The 24,684-nt window shown below is 68.2% G+C and carries 18 protein-coding genes and 3 pseudogenes; 14 read left to right on the plus strand and 7 right to left on the minus strand.

Going from position 1 to position 24,684, the window contains the following annotated elements; all coding sequences use genetic code 11:
* The first annotated feature begins 746 nt into the window (after positions 1-746).
* From ACIQ8J_RS30700 to ACIQ8J_RS30715, 4 genes are all read left to right on the plus strand, one after another.
* Positions 747-1,673, plus strand: coding sequence for a ParA family protein (locus tag ACIQ8J_RS30700; RefSeq protein WP_403608014.1), 927 nt, complete (start codon positions 747-749; stop codon positions 1,671-1,673).
* A gap of 751 nt (positions 1,674-2,424) precedes the next feature.
* Positions 2,425-2,748, plus strand: coding sequence for a hypothetical protein (locus ACIQ8J_RS30705; protein ID WP_403276111.1), 324 nt, complete (start codon positions 2,425-2,427; stop codon positions 2,746-2,748).
* Between the two features lie 505 nt (positions 2,749-3,253).
* On the plus strand, positions 3,254-3,775 hold the full coding sequence (locus ACIQ8J_RS30710) for a hypothetical protein (RefSeq protein ID WP_403276110.1): 522 nt from the start codon (positions 3,254-3,256) through the stop codon (positions 3,773-3,775).
* Between the two features lie 328 nt (positions 3,776-4,103).
* Positions 4,104-6,485, plus strand: a complete 2,382-nt coding sequence (locus ACIQ8J_RS30715; RefSeq protein ID WP_403276109.1) for a hypothetical protein — start codon at positions 4,104-4,106, stop codon at positions 6,483-6,485.
* 512 nt (positions 6,486-6,997) lie between these two features.
* On the opposite strand, the gene ACIQ8J_RS30720 is transcribed toward ACIQ8J_RS30715, so the two are convergent.
* Positions 6,998-7,315, minus strand: coding sequence for a helix-turn-helix domain-containing protein (locus tag ACIQ8J_RS30720; RefSeq protein ID WP_403608009.1), 318 nt, complete (start codon positions 7,313-7,315; stop codon positions 6,998-7,000).
* A gap of 793 nt (positions 7,316-8,108) precedes the next feature.
* On the opposite strand from ACIQ8J_RS30720, the gene cas3 reads away from it, so the two are divergent.
* From cas3 to cas2e, 8 genes are all read left to right on the plus strand, one after another.
* Entirely contained in the window at positions 8,109-11,072 is a 2,964-nt protein-coding gene (gene cas3, locus ACIQ8J_RS30725; RefSeq protein ID WP_403608010.1) for a CRISPR-associated helicase Cas3', read from the plus strand.
* A 64-nt stretch (positions 11,073-11,136) separates the two neighbouring features.
* Positions 11,137-12,768: a type I-E CRISPR-associated protein Cse1/CasA gene (gene casA, locus ACIQ8J_RS30730; protein ID WP_403608012.1), complete on the plus strand. Its 1,632-nt coding sequence runs from the start codon at positions 11,137-11,139 to the stop codon at positions 12,766-12,768.
* Positions 12,765-13,463: a type I-E CRISPR-associated protein Cse2/CasB gene (gene casB / locus ACIQ8J_RS30735; protein ID WP_403276104.1), complete on the plus strand. Its 699-nt coding sequence runs from the start codon at positions 12,765-12,767 to the stop codon at positions 13,461-13,463. Before casA ends, casB begins: the two co-directional genes overlap by 4 nt.
* Positions 13,460-14,656 (plus strand): type I-E CRISPR-associated protein Cas7/Cse4/CasC, encoded by a 1,197-nt coding sequence (gene cas7e / locus ACIQ8J_RS30740; protein ID WP_403276102.1) that lies wholly within the window; start codon positions 13,460-13,462, stop codon positions 14,654-14,656. Before casB ends, cas7e begins: the two co-directional genes overlap by 4 nt.
* Positions 14,656-15,420: a type I-E CRISPR-associated protein Cas5/CasD gene (gene cas5e / locus ACIQ8J_RS30745; RefSeq protein ID WP_403276101.1), complete on the plus strand. Its 765-nt coding sequence runs from the start codon at positions 14,656-14,658 to the stop codon at positions 15,418-15,420. The genes cas7e and cas5e overlap by 1 nt, the downstream gene beginning before the upstream one ends.
* Positions 15,420-16,145, plus strand: a complete 726-nt coding sequence (gene cas6e / locus ACIQ8J_RS30750; RefSeq protein ID WP_403276100.1) for a type I-E CRISPR-associated protein Cas6/Cse3/CasE — start codon at positions 15,420-15,422, stop codon at positions 16,143-16,145. Before cas5e ends, cas6e begins: the two co-directional genes overlap by 1 nt.
* Before the next feature lie 13 nt (positions 16,146-16,158).
* Positions 16,159-17,121, plus strand: coding sequence for a type I-E CRISPR-associated endonuclease Cas1e (gene cas1e / locus ACIQ8J_RS30755; RefSeq protein ID WP_403276099.1), 963 nt, complete (start codon positions 16,159-16,161; stop codon positions 17,119-17,121).
* Positions 17,118-17,465, plus strand: a complete 348-nt coding sequence (cas2e, locus tag ACIQ8J_RS30760; protein ID WP_403276098.1) for a type I-E CRISPR-associated endoribonuclease Cas2e — start codon at positions 17,118-17,120, stop codon at positions 17,463-17,465. The genes cas1e and cas2e overlap by 4 nt, the downstream gene beginning before the upstream one ends.
* Before the next feature lie 239 nt (positions 17,466-17,704).
* Here cas2e and ACIQ8J_RS30765 read toward each other — a convergent pair.
* Together ACIQ8J_RS30765 and ACIQ8J_RS30770 are read right to left on the minus strand one after the other, a co-directional pair.
* Positions 17,705-17,983: pseudogene (locus tag ACIQ8J_RS30765) on the minus strand (transposase); the annotation flags it as partial.
* 115 nt (positions 17,984-18,098) lie between these two features.
* Positions 18,099-18,527, minus strand: coding sequence for a hypothetical protein (locus ACIQ8J_RS30770; RefSeq protein ID WP_403276096.1), 429 nt, complete (start codon positions 18,525-18,527; stop codon positions 18,099-18,101).
* 221 nt (positions 18,528-18,748) lie between these two features.
* On the opposite strand from ACIQ8J_RS30770, the pseudogene ACIQ8J_RS30775 reads away from it, so the two are divergent.
* Positions 18,749-19,143: pseudogene (locus ACIQ8J_RS30775) on the plus strand (transposase); the annotation flags it as partial.
* A gap of 286 nt (positions 19,144-19,429) precedes the next feature.
* Positions 19,430-19,765 (plus strand): annotated as a pseudogene (locus tag ACIQ8J_RS30780) (hypothetical protein); the annotation flags it as partial.
* A gap of 293 nt (positions 19,766-20,058) precedes the next feature.
* On the opposite strand, the gene ACIQ8J_RS30785 reads toward ACIQ8J_RS30780, so the two are convergent.
* From ACIQ8J_RS30785 to ACIQ8J_RS30800, 4 genes are read right to left on the minus strand one after another with little or no spacing between them, the layout of a single operon-like run.
* Positions 20,059-23,379, minus strand: coding sequence for a LysM peptidoglycan-binding domain-containing protein (locus ACIQ8J_RS30785; protein WP_403276094.1), 3,321 nt, complete (start codon positions 23,377-23,379; stop codon positions 20,059-20,061).
* A 10-nt stretch (positions 23,380-23,389) separates the two neighbouring features.
* Positions 23,390-23,839: a hypothetical protein gene (locus ACIQ8J_RS30790; RefSeq protein WP_403276093.1), complete on the minus strand. Its 450-nt coding sequence runs from the start codon at positions 23,837-23,839 to the stop codon at positions 23,390-23,392.
* Entirely contained in the window at positions 23,836-24,282 is a 447-nt protein-coding gene (locus ACIQ8J_RS30795) for a TadE/TadG family type IV pilus assembly protein (RefSeq protein ID WP_403276092.1), read from the minus strand. The genes ACIQ8J_RS30790 and ACIQ8J_RS30795 overlap by 4 nt, the downstream gene beginning before the upstream one ends.
* Positions 24,282-24,674 carry a TadE family protein gene (locus ACIQ8J_RS30800; RefSeq protein WP_403276090.1) on the minus strand — a complete coding sequence of 131 codons (393 nt, stop codon included), beginning with the start codon at positions 24,672-24,674 and terminating at the stop codon, positions 24,282-24,284. Before ACIQ8J_RS30800 ends, ACIQ8J_RS30795 begins: the two co-directional genes overlap by 1 nt.
* Positions 24,675-24,684: the final 10 nt, after the last annotated feature.

A 24,684-nucleotide genomic window follows, 5' to 3' on the forward strand; every position in this document is an offset into this window, starting at 1 on the left:
CCGACGTTCCGATCAACCCATCAGGCAGACGATCCAGCGACTCACCGCGCTACCCAGCCAACCTTGTACCGACCCAACGAGCCCCGCATCGAGCGAGCGATCGGCGTTGGCTGCGATCGATTCAACCGTCGACTGACGGACGCTCATATCTACTCTGCGGACCACGCATCAACCGACGTTCCGATCAACCCATCAGGCAGACGATCCAGCGACTCACCGCGCTACCCAGCCAACCTTGTACCGACCCAACGAGCCCCGCATCGAGCGACTGGCACCTCTCCGCAGCTATCGCGCTACTGATCACCAAAGAGCACCAGGTCTCAACTGATCACGTGATTTGCCCGGCCCGCGCCCAATTGCCAGCCCGTCAACCAAGGCGTTCGGCGCAACGGCAGGAACCTGCCGAACCACCGCAGCTCCGCAGCGCCACGGACCCGCGACCCCGTCCGTCGACCTCGGAGTGCCTTGTGACTCCCACAGGCTGGGCGGTTCCAACCCGAACCAGGCGCCCGCACGCATCCAACGACAGATGGTGGGATTTTCAGGTTCTCGTCAACCGCAGTCCGCGTGGTGCCCCGCCCCTGCAGCCGCAAGCTGTTAGAGTCGCGCTAGTAATACCCCTCACAGGGACATAGCTTGCCGACCTTGCGCGATCGCAAGTAGCGTCGCAGCTCGCAAACGGTGCATGTCACCAAGGTGTTGAGCCGTCGTCCCGCCGCACAGGAAGAGAGCAGTTCGTGGACAAAGTGGCCGTAGTTAGCCAAAAGGGCGGGCCCGGTAAGACCACGACGTCCGTGAACCTCGCTGCGGGTATGGCTCTGGCTGGCTACAACGTGGTGATCCTCGACATCGAGCCCCAGGCTCAGGCCGGCTCAGCGCTCGGCATCCGGCTTGGACCTCAAGACATCGGCATGTCGCTGGGCCTGAAGCTGCAGGTGGCTGCTCAAGGAGTTCCCACATCGCTGCGGGACATCATCATCGATCGCAGCGAGCTCCTCGAGCAGCGGAGGAGTAAGGGCAAGCTCCACCTTCTGGCATCCGAGCAAGCCACGATGGCGAACGCGCAACACCTCCTGCACGCCGGAGGGGTTGAGAAGGCCGCCGTTCTACGTCACCTCCTTGCTGAACTGGAGGACGACTACGACTTCGCCGTCTTCGACACTCCTCCTGCCGTTCAGTCTCTCAACGGGGTTGCGCTGGCAGCCGCTGACTACGCGCTCACTCTCTGCGCCCCTAAGGGAGCGACGATCGAAGGCGCGGTGGCGATGCGCTCGACTGTTCGCCACGTGAGCAAACGCACCAACGGGCTGGCTGACCCCAAGTACCTTGGAGCGTTGCTCAACTTGTCCCACCCCATGGGGGAGTGGACGAACGAAGAGATTGACGTCCGCAACCAGATGGTGGATGCAGACCTTCTTCCGTTCGTCACTGAGGTTCGTGAGGACGGCCGGATCTCCGGGAGCTACACGAAGGGGGTGCCTGCCGTGATCGCCTTTGCCCGGGCCGCGTGTGGCAAGCGTTATGCGAAGTTCCTGGAAGAGGTGCTCGACCGGATGGACACTCCCGAAGAGGACTGGCAGATCGCTCCCAGCGCCGACGACCTCCTAGAGGCTGCCGAGGCGGCTGCTTCAAGCGTGCCCCCGCAGAAGTCGACGGAGTCCAGCCGTGTCTGACAAAGCCTCAACGGACAAGACCCAGGATCTGGCAGGCGACTTCGCGAACCTGGCGCGCCGGAAGCGCCGCGGCAGCGGAGACCGCGCCAAGAACGCTGCTGCTCTCCGTGCAAATGGTGAGGCTGTGGCGGGAAGCTCCTTCTTGGGGACTTCTGGTGGCATCTCTCCGGTCGGGGCTCCATCGTCGGTTGTCCCGTCGCCAGCTGCGGAGGTACCAACGGCACTGGAATCAGAGCCCGTCATCCCGGCCGACGCTGCCCCTCCGACCTCCCGAGGGACCGCTGACGTACCAGCTCCAGATGCCGGCCTGTCCACGACGCTCATTGGGGAGCCCAAAGAGGCACCCGTTCCCAGCCCGGCTTCACCCGGTGAGCCCGTCAACTCCCTCAGTGTGAGCACGGCTGCGCCTGGTGGGCCCATCCCCGTATCTAGCCAATTGCCCCCCACCGACGTAGTTGAATCCCCACTGCCGTCAGCTGTCACGAGCCCCACGAGTGACGCCACGACTTCTCAGGACGGATCGCCCACTACTGAGATCCCGTCGCCACTCCCAGCCAAGGAACCACGCGTGGGCGCATCCAGCAGCCCATCCAGTGCACGTGGTGACAAGACTAAGTACGGGCCAACCCAGCAGAGGGTGTGGGACAGTTTCGTCGACTCAAGAGTTCGTTCACGCGCCTGGGAGCAACATGGCGTCAACCTAGTTCAACCGATTTGGGAGGAGCTCCATAAGCGTGTCCGGAAGGACCGCGTGTCATCCGGAGAACCCGAGCTCGCTGCGACGCACTATGTCGACGCCATCGTTCGGGCCGCGCCTACCGGCGCTGACGAACTCGTGGAACTGGTCGAATGGATCAACCGCGAGATGGTAGGCCTGCCGCGTGGTCACCGAACCTCCATGAGCATGAGTCCAGAGGCACGGGCTCGCTTCGACCAGGTCCTGGCTGCAATGGCAGACGTCGGATACTCGCGTAAAGGTAAGGACGTGATGTCTGCCGTCGCGCTGAAGTTGCTTCGGCAACTCAACGCGGAAGGGCCAATGCCCAAGCGCAAGCAGACTCCGCTGGTTTTCTAGCAGGCTCGCAAGGCGCAGCCTCTAAGGCGCCCTCAAAGGGCCGTACACCTCATGGTGTACGGCCCTTTCGCGTACCTCGACACGCGCGTCATCTGACCTAAAAATATGACTCCACGTGCACGCCCAGCTCCTGGATCGGGCCTGGGCACGCCTTCCCTCTCGTGCGACGGACCGCTGATCTCAGTCCGGGTGAAACTCTCAGGGCATCGCCAAAAACGTCACTCTCAGGGGTCTACGGGGGACCCCAAGCTCCGGCCAGTGGAGGGCCTAAAAGTACCTCTGACGTGCGAGACCTATCGATCGGACTACCGACTCACCTCACGCCATAGTCTGCATCTATCTATCGATGCTGCGATCTAGCGATCGAACGACCTATACAAGTATCGACTCCTGCACCCTAGATTCCATCCACCATCTCACTCATCTATTCCCCTGTGAGGGACACAAGTTGAGGGGTTGGGGTAGGGTATTTCCGTCACGCCCAGTCATGATCACAGGAGCTTCCATGCCGTCTCCCAGACGCCTCCTCAGCGCGAACGCCGTTGCCAACGCAGCTGGTGTCGACAGCAATTGGGTCTATCGCGCCGTTGAGAACGGCATTCTTCCGGAGAGGCACTTCGAAGCGGACATCATCGTCATCAAGGTCCACCGCGTTCTCTCAAGCATCATCTGGCCTGACAAGAAGCGCCAGCGCTCGCTGAAACATGACGTAGACACCTGGCAACTGCTGGCGCTCAACGCCGCTCGTGACGCAGTGACAGACCCACGCACCAACTCCGAGACCACGCTCTGGGTTATGCAAGACGCAGTGCAGGTAGCCCACTCACGAGATGAGCGAGCCGCACTGGAGTCCGTTTCTTCTAGCGGAGAGGATCCATCCCCGCTGGACGGGCAGCTCGCCTTCCGGTTCCCGATCGGAAGGTGGATCGATGAACTTCCCTCCCTGCTAGCTCAGATCCCCACCCGAGAACCGCGTCGCAAGAAGTCGACCGCGAAACACGCATCCACTGCAACAGCTAAGGGCTAAGCCCTACGGCATCCACGTTCGTCGAGGAGGTGCGAACAGGCAGATCCAACTACCGCTCGCTTTGCCAACGTCTCTACCTCCCCAGGCGACCGCCGGCGGCGAAGTGTCCCCTCTCGAACCTCCTCGACAGGAGCAGATCATAGCTACCCGTCCGAGGGCTGGCTCAGTCGTGCCCGAAGCCGATCTGACGCGGCGCGCTCCGGCCCCCCACTCGACTACGGCCTCACAGACCAGAACGGTCTCGTCACCCACTTCAACGCGCCCCGCAACGGATCACCAACCCACTGGTGAGGAAAAGCCGAACGAGCCCCTCGTTCTGTCTCCGGCGATGCGCTCAGCTCTTGCTGCAGCAATCCAGAGCCTGCTGCAGGACTCCCGACTGACCAAGCAGAGCGACCTCGTGAAGCTGGCCGCGGTGGTCCTACTGGCCAAGGCACCGGCATGCTCCACGGTCGTGGATATCTCGTCTCGTGATGTCGGCGGCTGGCTGGGCTGTTCCGTCTCCCATGTGGGCCACACCTTGGTTCCCGCCATGAATGCTTCGGACGCGGTGTTGTGCGCGACAAAGCGTTCCGACAGCGGGCGGACGGAGTCGTTGCGCCTGGAATTGCTGCCGTTGCGTGAGGCCCGGGCTGCTGCTGACGGGCAGCCGCTCGCGATGCTTTCCAAGCGGGAGTTGGCGACGCTACTGCGATTGTGCGAGGCGGTGACGTGCCCGGGGTGGGAGCCGAAGGACAAGGTCGCGACGCCACCGGGGTTCATGGCCTGGCGGCAGAACAGGGGCGCGGCAACCGACCGGCTGGCCATGGTGCTGCTGTGTCTGGAGGCCCGGACGGACGGGCGCGTGCGGATGGCTCCGGGCCGGGTCCCGGCGGGATATAGGCGGGCGGATGTGACCATGGCGCGCCTGATGGGCTGTGCAGTTGATGTTGCCGCCGCAGTGGTCGACCGGCTGATGGCCGCCGGCTATCTGGCCTTGGACGCGGTGGGACGGCCCGGCCGCGATCGGCTTCGGGTACCGGCGGTGGCCGCTGCTCATGCTCGCGTACGCAGGACCGCGCCGCCTGAATTCGGCGCACGCTCCTCGGCGTTGACGGATGGCCCAGTGCAGGAGAGCCGACCGTGCCAGCGGTGTGCCGGAACGGAGGTGCTGGGTGACGAGTTGGTCCTGGCCGGCGATGGATGGGCGCAAGAAAGCCTCGAAGACCTCCTGATGGCGGCCGAGGAGAGTGCATCCGGGGATCAGATGGTTCACGATTCGGTAAATGAGCAGGTCAGCTCGGGTTTTGAGGGGGCATCGGTCGATTCGGCTAGTGCAGGCCTCCACACTAGCCACACACCTGTGGTTTCTCTCTCTGCCCCTTCTGCCGGTGATCTCAACTGCTTTTCCGGCTCCGCCGTCTTGGGTGAAGGCCGTCTGCGGGAGCGCGCGGGCGCGGGCGAGGATCCCAAGTCGCAAGATCGTCCGGGCCGACGCAAGGCGCAGCAGGTGGTAGGGGGTGGCCCGCTGCGCGGGGAAAAGCCGGGCTGTTCACCGGTCGAGAGGCAGGCGGCCTTCGCGCTGGTCGGTGTCGTTCCGCAAGATCTCGCGGAGGCGTTGGCTCCAGTTGCCCATCTGTGGGCTGGAATTACCCGAGCCTCGACCGCAGCCTGGCTGGCCAAGGCCCTGCGCACCGAGGTCACCCGCCTCGCAGGCATTGTCGGCCCAGAACTTGCCGGGTCGGTATTGGCCACGCGGCTGCAACGGCGCCTGAATGACCAAGGCCCCCATGCCGTAACCCAGTTGGTGGGCTGGCTGCTGCACCGCGGCCTGCCACAGCGCCCGGACTGCTGGTCGCATGTATGCGACGACGGAATCCGAATGGACACCGGAGGGCCGTGCGAAAGCTGTGCCTGCCGGATCGGGGACCGGCAGTCGGTACGCCGCTCGGTCTCGGAAGCAGTTGCCGAGGATCTTCCTTGGGCGTCTTCGGACGTACGGCGGGCAGAGGTTGAGCGGCGGTTGCAGAGCGGCCTACGCAAGCAGGCAGCCGCCGACGACGTGCGACGCGAGCGCCTTGCCCAGGAGCAGGCTCTGCGACACACGATCGTGGACAAGCAGCGCCAACAGCTCGCCGAGGCGAAGGCCGCACGCGCTCGGATGGCGTGCCGGACGTGCGGACTCCCTGACTCCGCCGGGGAGTGCCCGCCCTGTACGTACCAGCGGACCACCGCAGACCTCGTCACCCAAGCGGTGAACCACATCGTCGCCCTGCGCTTCGACCCGCTCGACCTGCAGGCCACGGCGGACCTGATTCGCCAGGTCGAACAGGACACCTGGACCTTCATCGACCGTACACCGGCCTCGGCGCAAGCAGCGGACCATCCCGTCCTGCGCGCCTACGAACGGCAGCAGCTGGCACGGCAACTGCTAGACCAGCGCCGTCATCAAGCATTGAAACGTCTGGCGAACAGCGAACAGGCTGAAACCGAAGCCCAGCACGCCCACCGCATGGCGATGGTCCGCTCCGCCCGGCACACGTCGCGCGCCACGCTGGAGGAAGCCTCAGAACGGACGGCTGCCGAGGCCCGGCAGCGGGTGGCACACGACCTGCTGACCGAGCTGCTCGCCGACCTCCACCGCGCGAAGGCAAATCTGGCCGGGCCAGCCCCGAAGCGAGTGCCCTGGAGCGAGCGGTGCGCCGAGATTCTCCAGGATGGAGCCAGCTGAGTACCATGCACACCCCCCGCCAGGAACACCTGACGAACCCTCGACCGCATCCTGGGCCGCGGCCAGCGACTCGAACGGCACCACGCGATCGAGGAACTCCTCGCGCAGGGTGCGGATAGCGACGGCCAGACGGCGAGGCACCTGCTGAGCAGGTCCTTTCCGTCCAGCCTCCCTCCAGACCGGCCATACTCGCCTGCTTGCCGTTGTCCGTCAGGACCTCGAAGGAACTCCGTAACGGCGCATCGCGGCGGTGAGGGCCGAGCAACTACGCAGGCGCTGGGCACCGCCGCGACCAAGGTGATCACGACGAACCGGGAATGGTCGTCGACGCCGGTGGCCATCTTGCACCCTCGCCCATCGGTCAGCGGAACCCCGCCGACCAGGTCCATCTGCCACAGGTGCATGGGTGCCTCGCGGTGCCACCGGCGGTAGTTCCGGGGATGCCACAGCTCCTGGGCGCGGACCAGGCCGTTGCGAGATAGCACCTGGTGGACAGTGGCCCTCGACGGGCGTCAACGCCAGCCTCTGACCAGCACGTTCGAGGGAGATCCGGCGGGCGACCCGCAGAAGAGGCAGGCAACACAGCTGGCGGATCTCGGCTTCCACCTCGGCAGACAGGCGCGCGGAACTGTTCCATGGTCACAGGGGAGCGTCCTGCAGCCGGGCATGCCCTCCTGTTCGAAGGACCGCCGCCAACTGTGAACAGACTGACGCGAGGTTCCGTATCGAGCCGCGGCCTCACCGGTTGGAGACCCACCGAGCACCTCGCGGACAACCCGGTAGCGGTACTTGACCAACTGCTGCACATCCACAAGCACCGACGGAAGCACCCCCTGCCCACCGGTGGACGGGAGATAGCGGACCTTCAGCCGAACGTGTCAACCATGTCCGGAGCACGAACTGTCAAGCATCTCCTGAGGCTCACACCGACAAGTGGGATCGGCAGTAAGGCAGTTCACCTCCGCTCGCGCGGAGAGCAGTACATCGACGTCGACAAGCGCCTGGCCCAGGAACGGGTCACCTCCACTTGCGCGGAGAGCAGCTCGCGAGGCAACTCGATTCGGTCCAGGATCTCGGGTCACCTCCGCTCGCGCGGGTAGCAGCCGGAGCGTACGGGTGGGGCCTGCAACCCGGTCGGATCACCTCCGCTCGCGCGGAGAGCAGCGACGAGGGGAGCCGGAGTGTGAGCAACCACGCGGGTCACCTCTGCTCGCGCGGAGAGCAGCCATCCCCGCGTGCGTGGGGAGCAGCCCCATCGAGTACTTGTCGCGCCTGGGCCACCGGGACCATCCCCGCGTGCGTGGGGAGCAGTCCACGTTCAGCGTCGTGATCGAACAGGGACGGGGACCATCCCCGCGTGCGTGGGGAGCAGGCTCCGTGACCTGGTGGTTCTTCCGGGTGCGGGGAGTGTTTTGCTTACTTTGCCGGAGTCTCTCATGTCGGGCCATTCCGGCACTTAATATTGTCCTTCTCTGTCGCCGAGATGCTCGCTGAGCCAGCATGCTGTTGCGGCAACTCTACGCAGTCCAGCCGCAGTTGATCGCATCCGGCTAGAGGGTGCTGGGGTGTAAGGCTGGCTGGGGGCTTGTTGTCATTGGTGGCTGTTTTCATCCTGGACTGTGGATGTGCGGAAGCTGGCAGGTCGCGGGCGGGGGGGTCGGTCGTGCGTGCACGGTGCTGATTGGGGAGTGGAAGTTCGTGGGTGGTCTGGGTGGGGGGCTTACGCCGGCGGCGCGGGCTGTGTGGGCGAAGTATGACTTCGCGAGTGCGGGGTGGCTGCCGTTGTGGCGGCATCTCGCCGACTGCGGGGCGGTGGCGGGGCTGTTGTGGGACCGGTGGGTGCCGGGGGCGGTTCGTGCATTAGTGGCGGAGGTGTTGCCGGGCGGGGCGGCGGATGCGAGGTCGCTTGCGGTGTGGCTGGCGGGGGTGCACGACATCGGGAAGGCGACGCCGGCTTTCGCGTGCCAGGTGGATTCGCTGGCGGACCGGATGCGGGATGCCGGTTTGGAGATGCAGGGGCCGAAGCGGATGGCTGACCGGAGGATGGCGCCGCACGGGCTGGCCGGGCAGATGCTGCTCGCCCAGTGGCTGGAGGAGCGGCATGGCTGGTCGCCGCAGAGCTGCGGGCAGTTCGCTGTGGTGGTGGGCGGTCATCACGGGCTTCCGCCGGAGAAGGTTCAGGTGGGGGATCTGGACGATCACCCCGAGCTGCTGCGTACGCCGGGGCGGTCGGAGGCTGTGTGGCTGGGGGTGCAGGAGGAGTTGCTCGTTGCCTGCGCCGTGGAGTTCGGGGTGACGGAGCGTCTGGCTGCCTGGCGGTGGGTGAAGTTGCCGCAGAGTGTGCAGGCGGTGCTGTCGGCTCTGGTGATCGTTGCTGACTGGATCGCCAGTAACGCGGATCTCTTCCCGTATTTTCCGGAGGCTGTTTCGCGCAGTGGCGCAGAGCGGGTCGCGGCGGCCTGGCGAGAGCTCGATCTGCCTGCTCCGTGGTGCCCGCAGGAGCCCAGGGGATCGGCGGCCGAGTTGTTTGCCGCTCGCTTCGAGCTGTCGCCGGGCGCACGGCCGCGGCCGGTGCAGGAGGCGGCCGTCCGGCTCGCCCGCGAATTGCCAGCACCGGGGCTCATGATGATTGAGGCGCCGATGGGGGAGGGGAAGACGGAGGCCGCGCTGGCGGTCGCCGAGATCTTCGCTGCTCGCAGCGGTGCGGGAGGCTGCTTTTTCGCCCTTCCGACCATGGCGACGAGCAACGGCATGTTCCCGCGCCTGCTGGACTGGTTGCGGCGGTTGCCTCCTGGGGCGGATGGTGTTGCGTGGTCGGTGCGGTTGGCGCATTCCAAGGCTGCGCTCAATGAGCACTTCGCCGGACTGATGGCCGCCTCGCAGCCGATCGGTGCCGTGGATCTGGACGGTGAAGCGACTGTCGTGCCGCGCAGCGCGCAGGATCCGTTCACGCCGGCCGAGCTGGTGGCTCATCAGTGGCTGAGCGGCCGGAAGAAGGCGATGCTGTCGTCGTTCGTCGTCGGAACCATCGACCAGCTGCTGTTCGCGGGACTGAAGAGCCGCCACCTTGCGCTGCGACATCTTGCGCTGGCCGGGAAAGTCGTCGTGGTCGACGAGGCGCACGCCTATGACGCCTACATGAACTCCTATCTGGACCGGGTGTTGTCGTGGCTGGGCGAGTACCGGGTGCCGGTGGTGGTGCTGTCGGCGACGCTCCCGGCGGGGCGGCGCCGTGCGCTGGCCGGGGCGTATGCGGGAAGCATCGCGGTAGAGCGGCACGCGGAACTGTTCGCTGGCCTGGAGGAGGACGAAGGCTATCCGCTGTTGACCGTGGTGGCGCCCGGGGGATGTCCGGTGGTGGAGCAGCCCGGGGCGTCCGGGCGCGGCGGCCTGGTCGAGGTGGAGTGGCTGGACGACGGTCTTGCGGAACTGGCCGACCGACTCACGGAACTGCTGGCAGACGGCGGGTGTGTGCTGGTGGTGCGGAACACGGTGGCGCGGGTGCAGGAGACGGCGAAGGCGCTGCGGGCACGGTTCGGCAGGCAGGCGGTGTCCGTGGCTCATGCGCGTTTCATGGACCCGGACCGTGCGGCCAAGGACGCCGGCCTGCTGGCGCAATTCGGCCCGCCGGGCCGTGAAGCGGGGCCGGGCAGCGAGCGTCCCGATCTGCACATCGTCGTCGCCAGCCAGGTCGCCGAGCAGTCCCTCGACATCGACTTCGACCTCCTGGTCACCGACCTCGCCCCCGTTGACCTGGTCCTGCAGCGGATGGGCCGGCTCCACCGGCATGCGCGCGGCCAGCGGCCGCCCCTGCTGTCGGCTGCCCGATGTGTCCTGACCGGGGTCGACCGGAGCCGGCCGGTGCCGCGCCCCGTAGCGGGATCGGTCAGGGTCTATGGACGCCATGCGCTGCTGCGGTCGCTGGCCGTCCTCCTGCCGCACCTTCAGGGCGAGACCGGGCTGGTGCGCCTGCCCCAGGACATCAGCCCGCTGGTCCAGCAGGCATACGGGCCAGGGGCGGTGGGCCCAGTGGAGTGGGCTGAGGTGATGCAGGAGGCGCGGCGCGCGCACGAGGACGAGCTGGCGGACAAGGAAATGCGCGCGGATACCTATCGTCTGGCGCCTGCATTCAAGGCCGGACGGGCGCTGACGGGCTGGGTCAAGGGCGGGGCCGGGGACGCGGACGACAGCCGTGGTGGACGAGCACAGGTCCGCGACGGCAAGGAGACGCTCGAAGTCCTGGTCATACAGCGCCTATCCGACGGGACGCTGACCACCCCGGAGTGGCTGGACCTGGGTAAGGGTGGTCTGGCGCTGCCCGAGTACGCGGTGCCCGAGCCGCGGGCCGCGCGGGTGGCGGCTTCCTGCGGACTGCGCCTGCCGATGCAGTTGTCTCAGCCGTACGTGATCGACAAGGTGATCGCCGAGTTGGAGGAATTCTGCCCACGGGCCTGGCAGTCTAAGGAGTGCCATTGGCTGGCTGGGGAGCTGTTTCTCGTTCTCGGCCCGGATTGTCAGACCCGCCTGGCAGGCTTCCGTCTCAGCTATTCACCGAGCGAGGGACTGGAGGTGACGCGTGAACAGTGAGCAACAAGCAGCAGGCACAGGCGACTTAGCGTCCTGGGACCTGACCAGTCGGCCGTGGCTGCCGGTGTTGCGCACCGACGGCAGCACAGCAGAGCTTTCGTTGCGCCAGATCTTTGTGCAGGCGGGGGAGATCAGGCGTCTGTCGGGGGATCTGCCGACGCAGGACTTCCCTCTGATGCGGCTGCTGCTGGCGATTGTCCACGATGCCGTGGACGGGCCCAAGGACACTGAGCAGTGGGCCGACCTGTGGGAGGACGAGGCCCCGTTCGCATCCGTCGAGGGCTATCTCGACACCCACCGGGAGCGGTTCGATCTGCTGCATCCGGCGACGCCGTTCTTCCAGACGGCCGGACTGCGCACATCCAAGGGTGAGGTCTTCTCTCTGAACCGCATCGTTGCCGATGTTCCCAACGGCGACGCGTTCTTCACGATGCGCTTCCCTGGTGCGGACCGGATCACTTTTTCCGAGGCCGCCCGCTGGACCGTCCATGCCCACGCCTACGACACCTCCGGCATCAAGACCGGCACGGTCGGTGACCCGAGGGCCAAGGCCGGTAAGGCATACCCGCAGGGCGTCGGCTGGGCAGGGAGCATTGGCGGAGTACTGGCCGAGGGCAATACGTTGCGCGAGACGCTGCTGCTCAACCTGATCGCTGCGGATGCCGACGTGGTGCGCACGACGGGACAGGACCGTCCGGCCTGGCGGCGCGAGCCGTCTGGCCCCGGCGCCGCCGCCGACCTGGCCCGGCGGCCGTTCGGGGTGCGGGACCTGTACACCTGGCAGTCGCGGCGGCTGCGGCTGCACTTCGATGAGCAGGGCGTGTACGGGGTGTTGCTGACCTACGGTGATCCGCTGAGCGTCCAGGACCGCCAGGCTCAGGAGCCGATGACGGGCTGGCGGCGCAGCCCAGCCCAGGAGAAGAAGCTCGGCCGGCCCCTGGTCTACATGCCGCGCGAGCACGACCCCTCGCGTGCCGCCTGGCGTGGCCTGGCTGCTCTCATCGCCCCCCGCGACCAGGACACCTCCGCCCGCAATGAGCCGGCGAACGCGCTGCGCCCCGGCATCGTGCACTGGCTGGCCCACCTGACCACCGAACGGTTCCTGCCCAAGGACACGATGGTCCGGCTCAGGGCGTACGGAGCTGTCTACGGCACCCAGCAGTCGGTGACTGAGGAGATCACCGAGGACGGCGTCGCCGTCGCTCTTGCCCTGCTGCACGAGGCGGACCGGCGGCTGGGGCGGTGCGCGATCGACGCGGTCGCGGACGCCGACGGTGCGGTCAAGGCGCTGGGAAACCTTGCCGGTGACCTCGCCCGCGCCGCCGGAACGGAGGGCGACACCCCGCGGTCCACGGCTCTCGATCTCGGCTATGCCGCCCTGGACGGTCTCTACCGCACCTGGCTCGCCTCGCTGGCCGACGGCGACGACCCGCAACAGCGGCGTGCCGAGTGGCAGCGCACTGCCCGCGGCGAGGTCCGCGCGCTGGGACGCCAACTCATCGCACAGGCCGGACAAAAAGCGTGGGCCGGCCGTCTCGTCTCCGGCCCCAAGGGCGAGGTCTGGCTCTGCTCCGACTATGCGGCCCAGTGGTTCGCCACCTGGCTCAACCGGGCGCTGCCGCTGGCCGCGCCCCCTGCCGAACCGGCCGCCGACGCCGAAGCCAGCGGCCCCGAACACCCGAAGGTGCCCGCATGACCAGCAGCACGCCCCCGGGCTCGAAGCGACCGTATGCAACGCCCGGTGTGGCGGGCACGGTTGTCGGCCGGGAGATCACACGGCTCCAGCGCGGCTATCTCGACGACGAGTCCGCCGCGGTGGCAGCCCTTGCCCGGCTGCGGCGCGGCGTCGGCAAGGGCGCGGGAACGGTCCCCGACCTGTGGGGTCTGGTGGACACCGCCGACCTGTACACCCCGACCGGCGGGGGCGAGGCCGAGACGGTGCGGGCCGAGGAAGCCGTCCACACCGCGCTCACCCTGTGGGCGGTGCACCAGCAGTCCCGCCGCACCGCCATGCACCGATCGGGAGGACATGAACTCGGCGCCGCCGTCCGCGCGTTGATGCCCCGCGGTGAGATCGACGAGCCGCTGCGCAAACGCTTCGTGCGGGCGGGCACCGCCGCCAGCATGCCGATGCTCTCCCTCCGCCTGCGCGAGATCGCCCTGCTGTTGCGGCAGCAGGACATCGCCCTGGACTACGCCCTGCTTGCCGACCAGCTGCACACCTGGGCACGCCCGGGCGGAGCCGCCGCGGTCCGCAGCGCCTGGGGCCGCTCCTTCCACGCCTACCGCACTCAAGCCGACCGGCCCAGCATCGGCGGCACCCCCGACACATCCGAAACCACTGGCGCCGGCCCGGACGCCGATGTGCCCGACCCGAAGGACGCCCTGTGAACAGCCGCATCATCGTCGAGGTCCACGCCCTGCAGAACGTCCCGCCGAGCAACCTCAACCGGGACGACACCGGCACCCCCAAGACCGCCTTCTACGGCGGCGTGCAGCGGGCCCGGGTCTCCAGCCAGGCATGGAAGCGCGCCACCCGCAGCTTCTTCACCGACCTCCTCGACCCCGGTGAACTCGGCGTGCGCAGCAAGCGCGTCGCCGAGCTGCTCGCCGGACGCATCACCGCTCTCGACCCCTCGATCAACGAGACGGCCGCCTGGGCCCTGGCCGCCGAAACGGTCCAGACGGCCACCAACTCCAAGATCGAGATTCCGGAGCGCAAGGCCAAGGACGCCAAGAAGAACGGCGACGCCGCGCCCGCACCCGAGTCCTCCTACCTGATGTTCCTCAGCGCCGGCCAGCTCGACGGGCTCGCCCGTCTCGCTGTCGAGGGCGCCGCCGACATCAAGGCGTTCTTCAAGGAAAAGGAGAACAAGGCGAAGGCCAAGGCGATCGCGAACACCCGGCACTCCGTGGACATCGCCCTCTTCGGCCGGATGGTCGCCGACTCCGCCGACCTCAACGTGGATGCCGCCGCCCAGGTCGCCCACGCGCTGAGCGTGCACCGGGTGGAGAACGAGTCCGACTACTTCACCGCCGTCGACGACCGCAACACCGCCGCCGAGCCGGGCGCCGGAATGATCGGCACCATCGACTTCAACTCCGCCACCCTCTACCGCTACGCCGCCCTCGACGTCGACGCCCTCACCCGCAACCTCGGCCAAGGTCTGCGCGAGGACGAGGACACCACCACCCCCGTACGCCGCGCCGTTGAAGCCTTCGTCCACGGCTTCCTCGCCTCCCTGCCCACCGGGAAGGTCAACACCTTCGGCAACCACACTCTGCCCGACGCCGCCATCGTCACCCTGCGCACCACCCGCCCTATCAGCTACGTCTCCGCCTTCGAGGAGCCCGTCACCGCCGGGCAGAGCGGCGGACACATGACGGCCGCCTGCACCCGCCTGGCGCAGTACATCCCCGCCGTCGAGGCCGCCTACGGCGACGAGGACTCCACCCAGACCTGGACCCTGCGTCTCGGCCCCAGCACCACCGCCCTCGACACCATCGGCATCCAGATCCCCAAACTGACCACCCTGGTCGACACCGTCGCGACGGCCGTCGCCGACCGTCTGGGCAAGCGTTAATGAACAGCCATGGCGTCCTGACCCTGCAGCTCGCAGGCCCCCTGCAGTCCTGGGGGGCCTCGGCCCGCTTCACCCGCCGCACCACCGAGCCGGCCCCCACCAAGAGCGGCGTCATCGGCCTGCTCGCCGCTGCGCTGGGCCGCAACCGCGACGCCGACATCACCGACCTCGCCCAACTCCGCTTCGGCGTACGAGTGGACCAGGCAGGCACCCGCCTGCGGGACTACCAGACCGCCCAGCACGCCGACACCGGCGAATCGATGCCGGTATCGGAGCGGTTCTACCTTGCCGACGCCGTCTTCGTCGCCGCCGTCGAAGGAAACCCGCAACTGCTCGCCGCCCTCCACACCGCGCTCAACTGCCCCTACTACCTGCCCTACCTCGGCCGCCGCTCCTGCCCGCCGTCCCGCCCGATCTCCCTCGACCTGCATGCCGACGCCGTGCTAGAGGAGATTCTTACGGCCGAACCATGGCGCGCTTCACCCTGGTACCAGCGGCGCCGCCGACGCGAGCAGGAAATCCCCCTCCGCCTCCTCACCGAGGCAAAACACCCCGCCGGCCACGACCCCACCGCGGCCCTCACGCCCGTCGGCGACACAGTGCGCGACCAGCCGCTCACCTTCTCGCCCCGCCACCGCCAGTACGCCCTGCGGACCGTCCACACCACCACGGTGACGGTCCGCAACCTGGCCGCACAGGACGCGCCCCCAGCGCCCGTCCCCGCCCACGACGTGACCGGCCACCTGACCGAGGTAACCGACTGATGTACCTGACCCGATTCCGCTTCAACACCGCACGCCCCGGGGCGCGGAAACTGCTGACCTCTCCCCAGGCCACACACGCCGGCGTCATGTCCGCCTTCGCCACCATCCTGCCCACCCAGGGCGACATCCCCCGCGTCCTGTGGCGCCTGGACCACAACGCCAAAGCCGAGACCCTCCTCTATATCGTCAGCCCGGACCGCCCGGACCTCACCCACCTCGTGGAACAGGCCGGCTGGCCCGCAGCAGCGGCCACCGGCACCCCCGGCTGGCAGACCTACGACTATGCGGCCTTCCTTGCGGGCCTCAGCGAAGGCTCCACGTGGGGCTTCCGGCTCACCGCCAACCCTGTCCACTACGTCCGGGTCAAAGACGGCGCCCCCACCAAACGCACCGCCCACCGCACCCCCACCCACCAGATCGGCTGGCTCCTCGACCCCGAGCGCCAACAACGCTGCGGATTCCGCATCCTGACCACACCCGAGGACAAGCGGCTCACCGAACACGGCGACACCCACCAGGTCACCGTCGCCGAACACCGCCGCCTCGACTTCGCCAAACGCGAGGAGACAACCTCCGCCAAGCATCGCGTGCAGGTGACCACCGTCACCTACACCGGACGCCTCCAGGTCACCGACCCCGACGCCCTGCGCCGCGCCCTGGCCCAGGGCATCGGCAAGGCCAAGGCATACGGCTGCGGCCTGATGACCCTTGCCCCACTGACCTGAAGGAGCCGCACCCGTGACCACCGTCGGCCAGCGGCCCCAGTCCGGCCCGCGCGAACTCACCCGCGCCAGCGACCGCATCTCCTTCGTCTACCTCGAACGGTGCACCATCCACCGGGACGCCAACGCGATCACCGCGGAGGACGCCGACGGCATTACCCACATCCCGTCGGCCACCATCGGCACCCTCCTGCTCGGCCCCGGCACCCGCATCACCCACCAGGCGATGAGCGTGCTGGGGGAGACCGGTGCCGCAGTGGTCTGGGTCGGCGAACACGGCGTCCGCTACTACGCCGCCGGCCGCGCCCTCAGCCGCTCCTCGGCCCTCGCCGAAGCCCAGGCCACCGCATGGGCCAACCGACGCACCCGCCTCACCGTGGCCCGCGCCATGTACCGGCTGCGGTTCCCCGACGAGGACCCGGCCGGCCTCACCCGCCAGGAACTCCTCGGCCGTGAAGGCCGACGCGTCAAACAGTGCTACCAACAGCACGCCCAACGCACCGGCATCGCCTGGCGCGGACGCCAATACACCCCCGGCGACTTCACCGCCGGAGACACCGTCAACCAGGCCGTCACCGCAGCCGCCCAGTGCATGTACGGAATCGCCCACGCCGTCGTCACCGCACTCGGCTGCTCACCCGCACTCGGCTTCATCCACTCCGGCCACGAACTCTCCTTCGTCCTGGACATCGCCGACCTCTACAAGACAGAGATCGGCATCCCCCTCGCCTTCGACATCGCAGCCGAGAGCGCCGAGGACCCAGGCCCCCGAACCCGCCGCGCCCTACGCGATCAAATCCACCGAACCGGCCTCATGGACCGCTGCGTCACCGATATCAAACACCTCCTCCTGGGCCAGTCCACCCCCGGACCAGACACGGCGCCAGACCAATTCACCGACACCGTCACCCTCCAGACCGACGACAACACCCTCCTGCCCGCCGGCCGCAACCACGACCCCTACGGAGACGCCTGGTGACCGTCATCGTGCTCACCAACTGCCCCACCGGCCTACGGGGGTTCCTCACCCGCTGGCTCCTGGAGATCTCACCGGGCGTCTCCATCGGCAACCCCAACACTCGTATCCGCGACGCTCTCTGGACCGAAGTCCAGCAGTACACCAACCAAGGCCGTGCCCTCCTCGCCCACACGACCGACACCGAACAGGGCTACACCTTCCGCACCCACGACCACACCTGGCACCCCACCGACCACGAGGGCCTCACCCTGATCCGCCGGCTCACCGCCAAACCGACGGCTGCTACCGCCCCCAAACCTGGATGGAGCAACGCTGCGAAGCGCCGCAGATTCGGGAGGCGCTGAGGAGTGGGCGAAATTGACTTACAACACCTATATGTCGGGTTCTCTGCAAGTGAGGGAAAACGAGCTTGCTCGTCTACAAACCCCCAGTTCAGGCAGTCTGCTCCCCACGCACGTGGGGATGGTCCCGTCTCCGACTACCGGATGTGGCGGTCGCTGGGCTGCTCCCCACGCACGTGGGGATAGTCTGCTCTCCGCGCGAGCGGAGGTGAACCGGCTGCTGCCACCGGCACCGGTCGTCAGCACTTGCGCTCGATCGCCCGCGAGGACCGCACTCGGGTGGTGTAGCCGTAGATCAGCAGACGCAGCATCAGCCGCGGATCGTAGGGCGGATAGCCGCGTTTCTTGGTGTAGTCGGCCAGAACCGGCCCCAGGTCCAGCACATCGTCGACCATGTCGGCGACGAACCGGGCAAGGTGGTCCTCGGGCAGCCAGTCGTCCAGCGACGGTGGCAGCAGCAGGACCTGGTGCGGGTCGAACGCCCGAAACGTCTTGTCCGCCGCCGCCGGACAGCCCTGCAGCCGCTTCGGCTCGCCGGCTCGACCGCGAACAACCCATTTCCACCACGTATACCCGGATGATCTCGCACGGATGATCACAAGTCGCACTCGGGTTGCCGGCTACGGAGTCGCGCATTTAGCGGTAGAAAGTCCGGCCAGCGGCGCCGGATGAGACCGACCAGACCTCGACAATCAACCCATCGCAGACCTTGAGGATGTCGACTCCGCTCCTGGCGACCCTCACGCCGTCCTCGGCCACGAAGCTCGCCAGGTAGGGGCGCGCGACAAGTCCGGTCGGCGCGTCGTCGGCAGGCGTGAGATCGACGGCGGCGGTCCCCTCCGCTGCGAAGAGAAGCCCGGTGCGGGACTTGTGCCAGGCAGCGACAATCTCGGCAAGCTGCTGCGGGGTGCGGATCTCGTCGAAGGCGTCGGTGCCCGCCTGTGCATAACGCAGCACGAATTCGGGCGCCATGATCTCGTTGACGAGATCGAGGTCACCGTTCCACATGGCCGTCCACTGGTCGAACAAGCCGATACCGAACACGCGCATGTCGTCGGCGCCCACAACAACCCCCTGAGTTAAGGATCTTTGTAACGCGACGACGGTAGCAAGCACCTACGACAGTTGCTGACCCACGCTCCTAGGCAGCAACCTGGTCCTCGGTGGCCGCCAGGCGTACGAGCTCGGTGTGTGCGCCGTGCATGGCTGCATCGCTGCTACTCAGCCCGCACGGGCCGTCCCGAGGCTCGGTAACGTGTGCGCGAAGATCTAGGAGAGAGTCGGCCCAGGACATCTACAACGCCGAGGACCGTGACCACGCCCTCCAGGCGATCAAGACGTTCGAGAAGCTCTACGGCGCGAAGTTCCCCAAGGCCGTCAAGAAGATCCTCGATGACCAGGGTCAGCTGCTGGCGTTCTACGACTTCCCCGCCGAGCATTGGATCCACCTGCGCGCCACTAATCCAATCGAGTCCACCTTCGTCACTGTGAGACTCCGGACCAAGGTCACCCGCGGGGCCGGCTCGCGCGCTGCCGCCCTGGCCATGGTCTTCAAGCTTATTGAGTCCGCTCAGGCCCGCTGGCGCGCGGTCAACTCGCCGCATCTCGTCGCCCTGGTCCGCGCGGGGCCCACTTCGAGGGCGGGCACCTCGTGGAACGCCCCCGGCCCCTGGTGGCGTGAGCTCACGGGGCCGTATGCGATCCTCCAGCCTCACGACGAGTGCTGGAAAGGGGCGGACCGGATGCTGGTGACGTTGACCGGAGGGGCCGGTGCGGGGAAGACGACGCTGGCTGCCGCGCTGGCCACCACTGCTTCCCAGGCCCCTGTGCGGGTGTTTCACGGCGACGACTACTACTTCGACACCCCCGAACGCGGGGTGTGGACGCCGGATGAGTCGGGGATTCTGCGGCTGGATGTGGGCGATCCCCGGTCGGTGGACCTCGGGCGCCTCAACCATGACACCGACACCGCGCTGGCCACGGCCTCCGTCGTCATCGTCGACGGCCTGTTCGCCCGCCGGGTCGCCCCGCAGGTCTCGTGCGGGCGCTTCGACGTCTTCGTCGACCTGCCAGCTGACCTCCGGCTGGCCCGGAAGATCCAGCGCAAGTACTTGAGGGACGGCTTCTCCCTCGACGTCCTCCTGCGGAACTACCTCCAACACCGGCGTACCGCCCACGAGGAGCACGTCGAACCCGTGCGGAATGAATGCGACCTGGTGGTTGATGGAAGTGCCGCCGCCGAGGCACTGGCTCAGCAGATCTGGTCAGCTATCCCTGACGACGAACTGATCCACAACTCTTGACGGTTACTCCCTCCGGAAGCAGAACCTTCGCTACCGTGCAATCCCGGAGCATGACCGGCGGCACCCTGTCACCAAGCCCGCCTCAACCAGACGGGCCGCGGACCGGAGCGATGAATCAGGACCGGATCTATGGATGGTTGGCTGACTGCGCAAGACAGCCAACCGGTTGGGCATTTGTGCATGGACGGCTGCGCACTCCCTAACCAGGTTGCGCACTCGTCTGCGGCGCGGTGTGCACCGTGGTTGGCCAACGTCTGTCCGCCCACCTGGGCGGACAGACGTCCCGGCGCTTCCTAGAAGCCCTGCGCGCGCTGGCCCGCTCCGAGCAGGCTGTCGATGAGGGCTTCGGTCTCGAGGTCCAGCGGGCAGCGGTTCATGCGGCTGATCTGCTGGACGCGGGTGGAGGCGGTGAACAGGCCGGGACGGTTACCGGCGGCGTGCTCGATGCGCATCCAGTCGCGATAGATGAGCTCGGCGCTTTCGTCGACTTCGAGACCGGTAGCGATGGCCTGGCGGGCGGCGGCGAGGTCATGGTGGGGGCCGGGAACCATGCGCCAGGTCGCGACGGTGTGAGCGACGTCGACGATGCGGGTGACCATCTCCTGCTGGTGTGGCTGCGCCCAGGGCAGGGGGCTGGCTCCGAAGGGCTTCCCGCGCACCAGGCTGAGGGCGCGCTCCAGTTCACCGACCGCGGTCGGCCCGTTCGCCAGGGCATGCTTGGCGAGCTGCTCGAACCGGGTCCAGTCGCAGCGAACATGGGGGGAGAGACTGTAGGAGTCGTCGCGGCCGGTACGGCGCGGCACGTATGGGTTTCCGTGCGCGTCGTCGCCGAAACTGCGGCGGAGATCGCCCAGTCGGGTGTCGAGGGTCTTCTTCGACCAGGGGGTGAGTGGGTCCATGTCGGCGCACAGGGTGTCGGCACTTCGGCCCGGCTTGAAATACAGCAGGGCAGCGAGCTGGGCCACGCGCGGGCCGTGGCCGGAGACGGAGACGCCCGGCAGCTGGATGGGCCCGAGCACGCTGATCTCCGGGGCGTGCAGATCGTGGGCATCCGCCTCGTCTTCCTCGTCCGGGGCACTGCTCACGGAGGCGGGGGGCAGCGAGGCCTTGGTGTCCGGTCGGGGGGCGTCGAGGTGGTTGCCGGTCTGCGGGGTGGACGGTGCGGGGGATGTGGGGGTGGACACGAGTCGGAGGGCTGCCGGGTCGGTGGTGGCGGTCATCAACGCGGGGAACGCCCCGAGCATGGCTGGCCCGCTGCTTGGGTCGGCCATGGCGGAGGGGATCTCTGCCGGCTCGGCGGGTGCACTAGGCGGGGTGGCCGTGGGAGCGTCGGCCTCGCCCGGCACGTTCTGCCAGGCGCCTTCGGCGGGGATGGGAGGTTGGCCGGAGATCCGGAGCTCGGCCGCGATCTGCTGAAAGGCGGATCCCTCGAGACGCTGTAGCCGGACCGCGAGGCCGATGTCCTCGACGTCCTGGAGCCCAGAGGACGAGGCATCGAGGACTGGGGCGTCAGGGAAGTGGTGACCGGCGTGGGCGGCGGGAGCGACCAGGGCGACCGGAAGGTCGCCGGCCTTGTCGAGAGCCTCGGCGAGCTGCCAGGCGAGGTCGTTGTCCAACTCGGCTGCGCACAGCAGGAGATAGGGCTGGTCGGCATCGTCGGGCTGCTGGTAGGCGGTGAGCATCCAGTCGCCGAGGTCGCGGACCGCGTGCGCGGGCTCGCGCTTGTGCGCGATGCGGGAGGTGGGCAGGAGCTGCGGCAGCTCGTCGCCGAACCCGAGCGTCACGATCTCCACCTGCTGTGCCCAGGGGCTCATGCCGAGTTCCAGAGCGATGGAGGTGCATGTCTCGCGGATGTGCTCCGCCGTGCCGTTCAGCAAGACGACGCGGGTCTGGGCCAGATTGAGGAGCAGGACACTGCTGTCCTCGGTGGCGCCGATGGTGGTCAGCACCGGGTAGGGGGCGGGTACGGAATGTGCCTGCGCGGCATCGAGCAACGCGGCCGTGGCGGGGAGTGTCCACCAGCCGTCCTCTCCGTCCACGAAGGGCGGCTGGGGATCGGCGCTTGGCTCGCCGGGCAGAAGCTCGATGGCCTGTTGGCTGAGCCGTGCGGCCCGGACAACCGGCAGCGGGCGGCCCTCGGCCTGGGCGTGGTGGGCCAAGGTACGCAGTGCGAGGTCGAGTTCGTCCACCAGGGTGGGTTCGGCGGCCTCGGCCAGCTGGGCCGTGGCCAGCGAGGTCTCCTCAGCGATGGCGATGGTCTCGCCGGGCGCGCGGCGCCGGCGCTGGAGAAGGCGGCGCAGCGCTAGCGCACCGGTGACAGCAGCGGCCAGGAGCGCGAAGGCCCCCGCCACAGTACGGAGTTGAACTCCCTGGCGCGATGCGGCCTCGGGCTGCGGTCGCGGAGCCGCGGGCGCTGAGGTCGCAGAGCGCGGGACCGAAGCGGTGGGACGGCTGGATGCGGGCGTGGCAGGTGCTGAGGCGGAGGTGGCCGGCCGGGTAGGCGCGGTGGTCGGCGCGGTGGGTGGAGCCGTCGGCGCCTGCGGTCGGGGGGTCTCGCGCGGCGTGACGGGGCCGGGCGGGGCGGGGGCCGGGGCGGGATGGTCCGCGGTCGGCGGCGGGGTGATGTGCCCCGGAGCCTCGGGCGCGGGGCTGGGAGCGGCAGGCGCGGGGATATCGAGGCTCCAGCCCACTTCGAGCTTGTCGGGGTCGGTCAGGTGGCCGCCGGTGGGCTGGGGCTTGCCCCGGTTCGCGTCGAAGATCTCCGGGTAGCGCGTGCCGTCGTGGAACTCGCGCTCGGCGATCTTCCAGAGGCTGTCGCCGGGACGGACGGTGTCACGGTGCGGCCCGGCTGCCGGCGCTGCGCCCGCGGTCTGGGGCTGTGCCCCGGTGGTGTCCAGGAGCGGGAAGTCGGCGGGGAGGTGGAGGATCCAGCCGGGCTGGATCGGGGCGTTGGTCTTGAAGATCGTTCCGTCGGCCATGGTGCGGCCCTCGTTCGAGGCGGCGATCTGGGTGTAGAGCTCGCCGTGGCCGGTCAGGTGTTCGGCGAGGCTCCACAGGCTCTCGGCGGGCCGCATCTCCCGCACCGTGTAGGTGCGTTGGGCCGTGGCCGCCCGGGACGAATCGGAGGCCGGTGTGGTGACAGGCGCCGGTGTGGCGGAATGTACGGGCGAGGGGGAGGCCTGGCTCGGGAGCCGGGCGGCGGTGACGGCATGCGCGGTGGCGGGGGAGGCCAGCGCGGTTGAGGTGGGCAGCAGCACCAGGATGCTGCCCACCAGCATGGCGGCGGCGCGCTGGCTCAGCTGCAGTCCCGGCAGATGAGGCGCGCTGCGGCCGTGCAACCGGGCGGGAACCTCCACGAGCAGCGAGATGAGGAAGGACAGCCAGCCGATCCAGCCGACGGCCGCGATGAACAGCAGCGCCACACTGGTGGTGTCGGTTCGGGTGAACAGGTGGTTCAATCCGTCGAGACCACCGGGCAGCAGCGCATGGGTGGCTTGCCACAGCAGCCAGGGCAGGCCCACGAGAAGGACTGTCAGCGCCAGGAGCGCGGCCAGGCCGCGCAGGACGGCGGACAGCGTGCGCAGACGGGGAGCAGCGGGGCGGGGCAGGGCCATGTGCAGTCCCTTAACTGTCCGGTTGGTTGATGCCGTGGAGCAGAGTGGCAGAGCTGGTGGCGTGCACCAAGAACGTCTTCGGCAGGAACACCGCGTCGTAGTGGCCGGTGACGGTGACCGTCACGGTGCGCCCACTGTCGGTGACGTGGACGGTGCCGGTGACCCCCGTCTTGGCGAGGTAGACCCGGGCCGCCGCGGAGGCGCCCTCGGGGTCGGCGACGAAGGCCTTGCCGGGGATGGCCTGGGCGGGGTCGATGGCCTGCTGCGCGGCGCGCGCTGCCTCCACGGACAGGTCGTCGGCGTGCTGCTTGGCGCGCAGGACCCCGAACGCGTCGACGGTGAGCAGCCCGCACAGCAACAGCAGGGGGCCGATGATCAGGGCGACGAAGACCGGGATGGAGCCGCGGTCATCCCACCGGGAGCGTCTGGCCAGGAAGCGGCATGGCGGCGCCGGGTTCATCCGCGCCCCCTGTAGGCGTCAACGATCGAGGTGAAGGTGGAGTGGACGGTGCGTACTCCGGGGCCGCCGCCGATGAGGACCAGGTCGCCGATCGGCACGGTGCAGGCCACCGTGACGGTCACGGTGGCCACCTGTCCGACCGGCACGGCCAGCCCTTCTACCTGGGTATCGACGGTGGTGTGGCTGCATACCTGGCCGCTGGAGGCGAGGGCGTCGGCGGCCGCAGTCTTGGCGTCGGCCGTTCCTGTGGCGGGAGTTCGCGCCAGCGAGGCGGCGCGGGCGGCGGCCTGGGCGGCGGAGTCCGTCTTCTGCCCGGCCAGCGAGAGGCGGGCGCCGGCGACGAACAGCAGCACGAGCACGATCAGGACCGGGACGGTGATCGCGGCTTCGATGGCGACGCTGCCGTTGTCCGCCGGGCGCCGCAGCCAGGGTGCAGGGTTCATCAGCGCGCTCCCGCCGTGGTCCACCGCTCGATGGGTCCGGACACGGTGGCCTGGACATGGATCCCGGATATGCCGGGAATCATCGACAGGGCCTGTGCATCGACCCGGATCCGCAGTCGCTCGGGGGAGCTGCCGTCGGTGGAGACCGTGCGGTCGGTGAGCATGCTGGAGCCCACCTCGTCGAGTACCTGCCGTGCCTTGGCGGCACCATCGCTCGGCGTCGCCCCGTACATCCGCCCGGCCGTGACGCCGGCCCGGGCGGAGCTGTAGGCGACGTTGCGGGCGTACGCCCACATGATCCCCTGCAGCAGGATGAGGATCAGGACGATCACGAAGGGGAGGATGATGGCCATCTGGATCGGGTTCGAGCCCCGGTCCTGTCCCCAGGGCATGCGCCGTACG

The sequence above is a fragment of the Streptomyces sp. NPDC094147 genome (assembly GCF_044764265.1).
Classification (GTDB): domain Bacteria; phylum Actinomycetota; class Actinomycetes; order Streptomycetales; family Streptomycetaceae; genus Streptomyces.

Excerpts from the sequence above, each read along its gene's own strand:
- ACIQ8J_RS30800 (WP_403276090.1), bottom strand. The coding sequence starts at position 24,674 with ATGCCCTGGGGACAGGACCGGGGCTCGAACCCGATCCAGATGGCCATC.
- cas6e (WP_403276100.1), top strand. The coding sequence starts at position 15,420 with ATGTACCTGACCCGATTCCGCTTCAACACCGCACGCCCCGGGGCGCGG.
- ACIQ8J_RS30790 (WP_403276093.1), bottom strand. The coding sequence starts at position 23,839 with ATGAACCCGGCGCCGCCATGCCGCTTCCTGGCCAGACGCTCCCGGTGG.
- cas5e (WP_403276101.1), top strand. The coding sequence starts at position 14,656 with ATGAACAGCCATGGCGTCCTGACCCTGCAGCTCGCAGGCCCCCTGCAG.
- casB (WP_403276104.1), top strand. The coding sequence starts at position 12,765 with ATGACCAGCAGCACGCCCCCGGGCTCGAAGCGACCGTATGCAACGCCC.
- ACIQ8J_RS30715 (WP_403276109.1), top strand. The coding sequence starts at position 4,104 with ATGCGCTCAGCTCTTGCTGCAGCAATCCAGAGCCTGCTGCAGGACTCC.
- ACIQ8J_RS30710 (WP_403276110.1), top strand. The coding sequence starts at position 3,254 with ATGCCGTCTCCCAGACGCCTCCTCAGCGCGAACGCCGTTGCCAACGCA.
- cas3 (WP_403608010.1), top strand. The coding sequence starts at position 8,109 with ATGTGCGGAAGCTGGCAGGTCGCGGGCGGGGGGGTCGGTCGTGCGTGC.
- ACIQ8J_RS30785 (WP_403276094.1), bottom strand. The coding sequence starts at position 23,379 with ATGGCCCTGCCCCGCCCCGCTGCTCCCCGTCTGCGCACGCTGTCCGCC.
- ACIQ8J_RS30795 (WP_403276092.1), bottom strand. The coding sequence starts at position 24,282 with ATGAACCCTGCACCCTGGCTGCGGCGCCCGGCGGACAACGGCAGCGTC.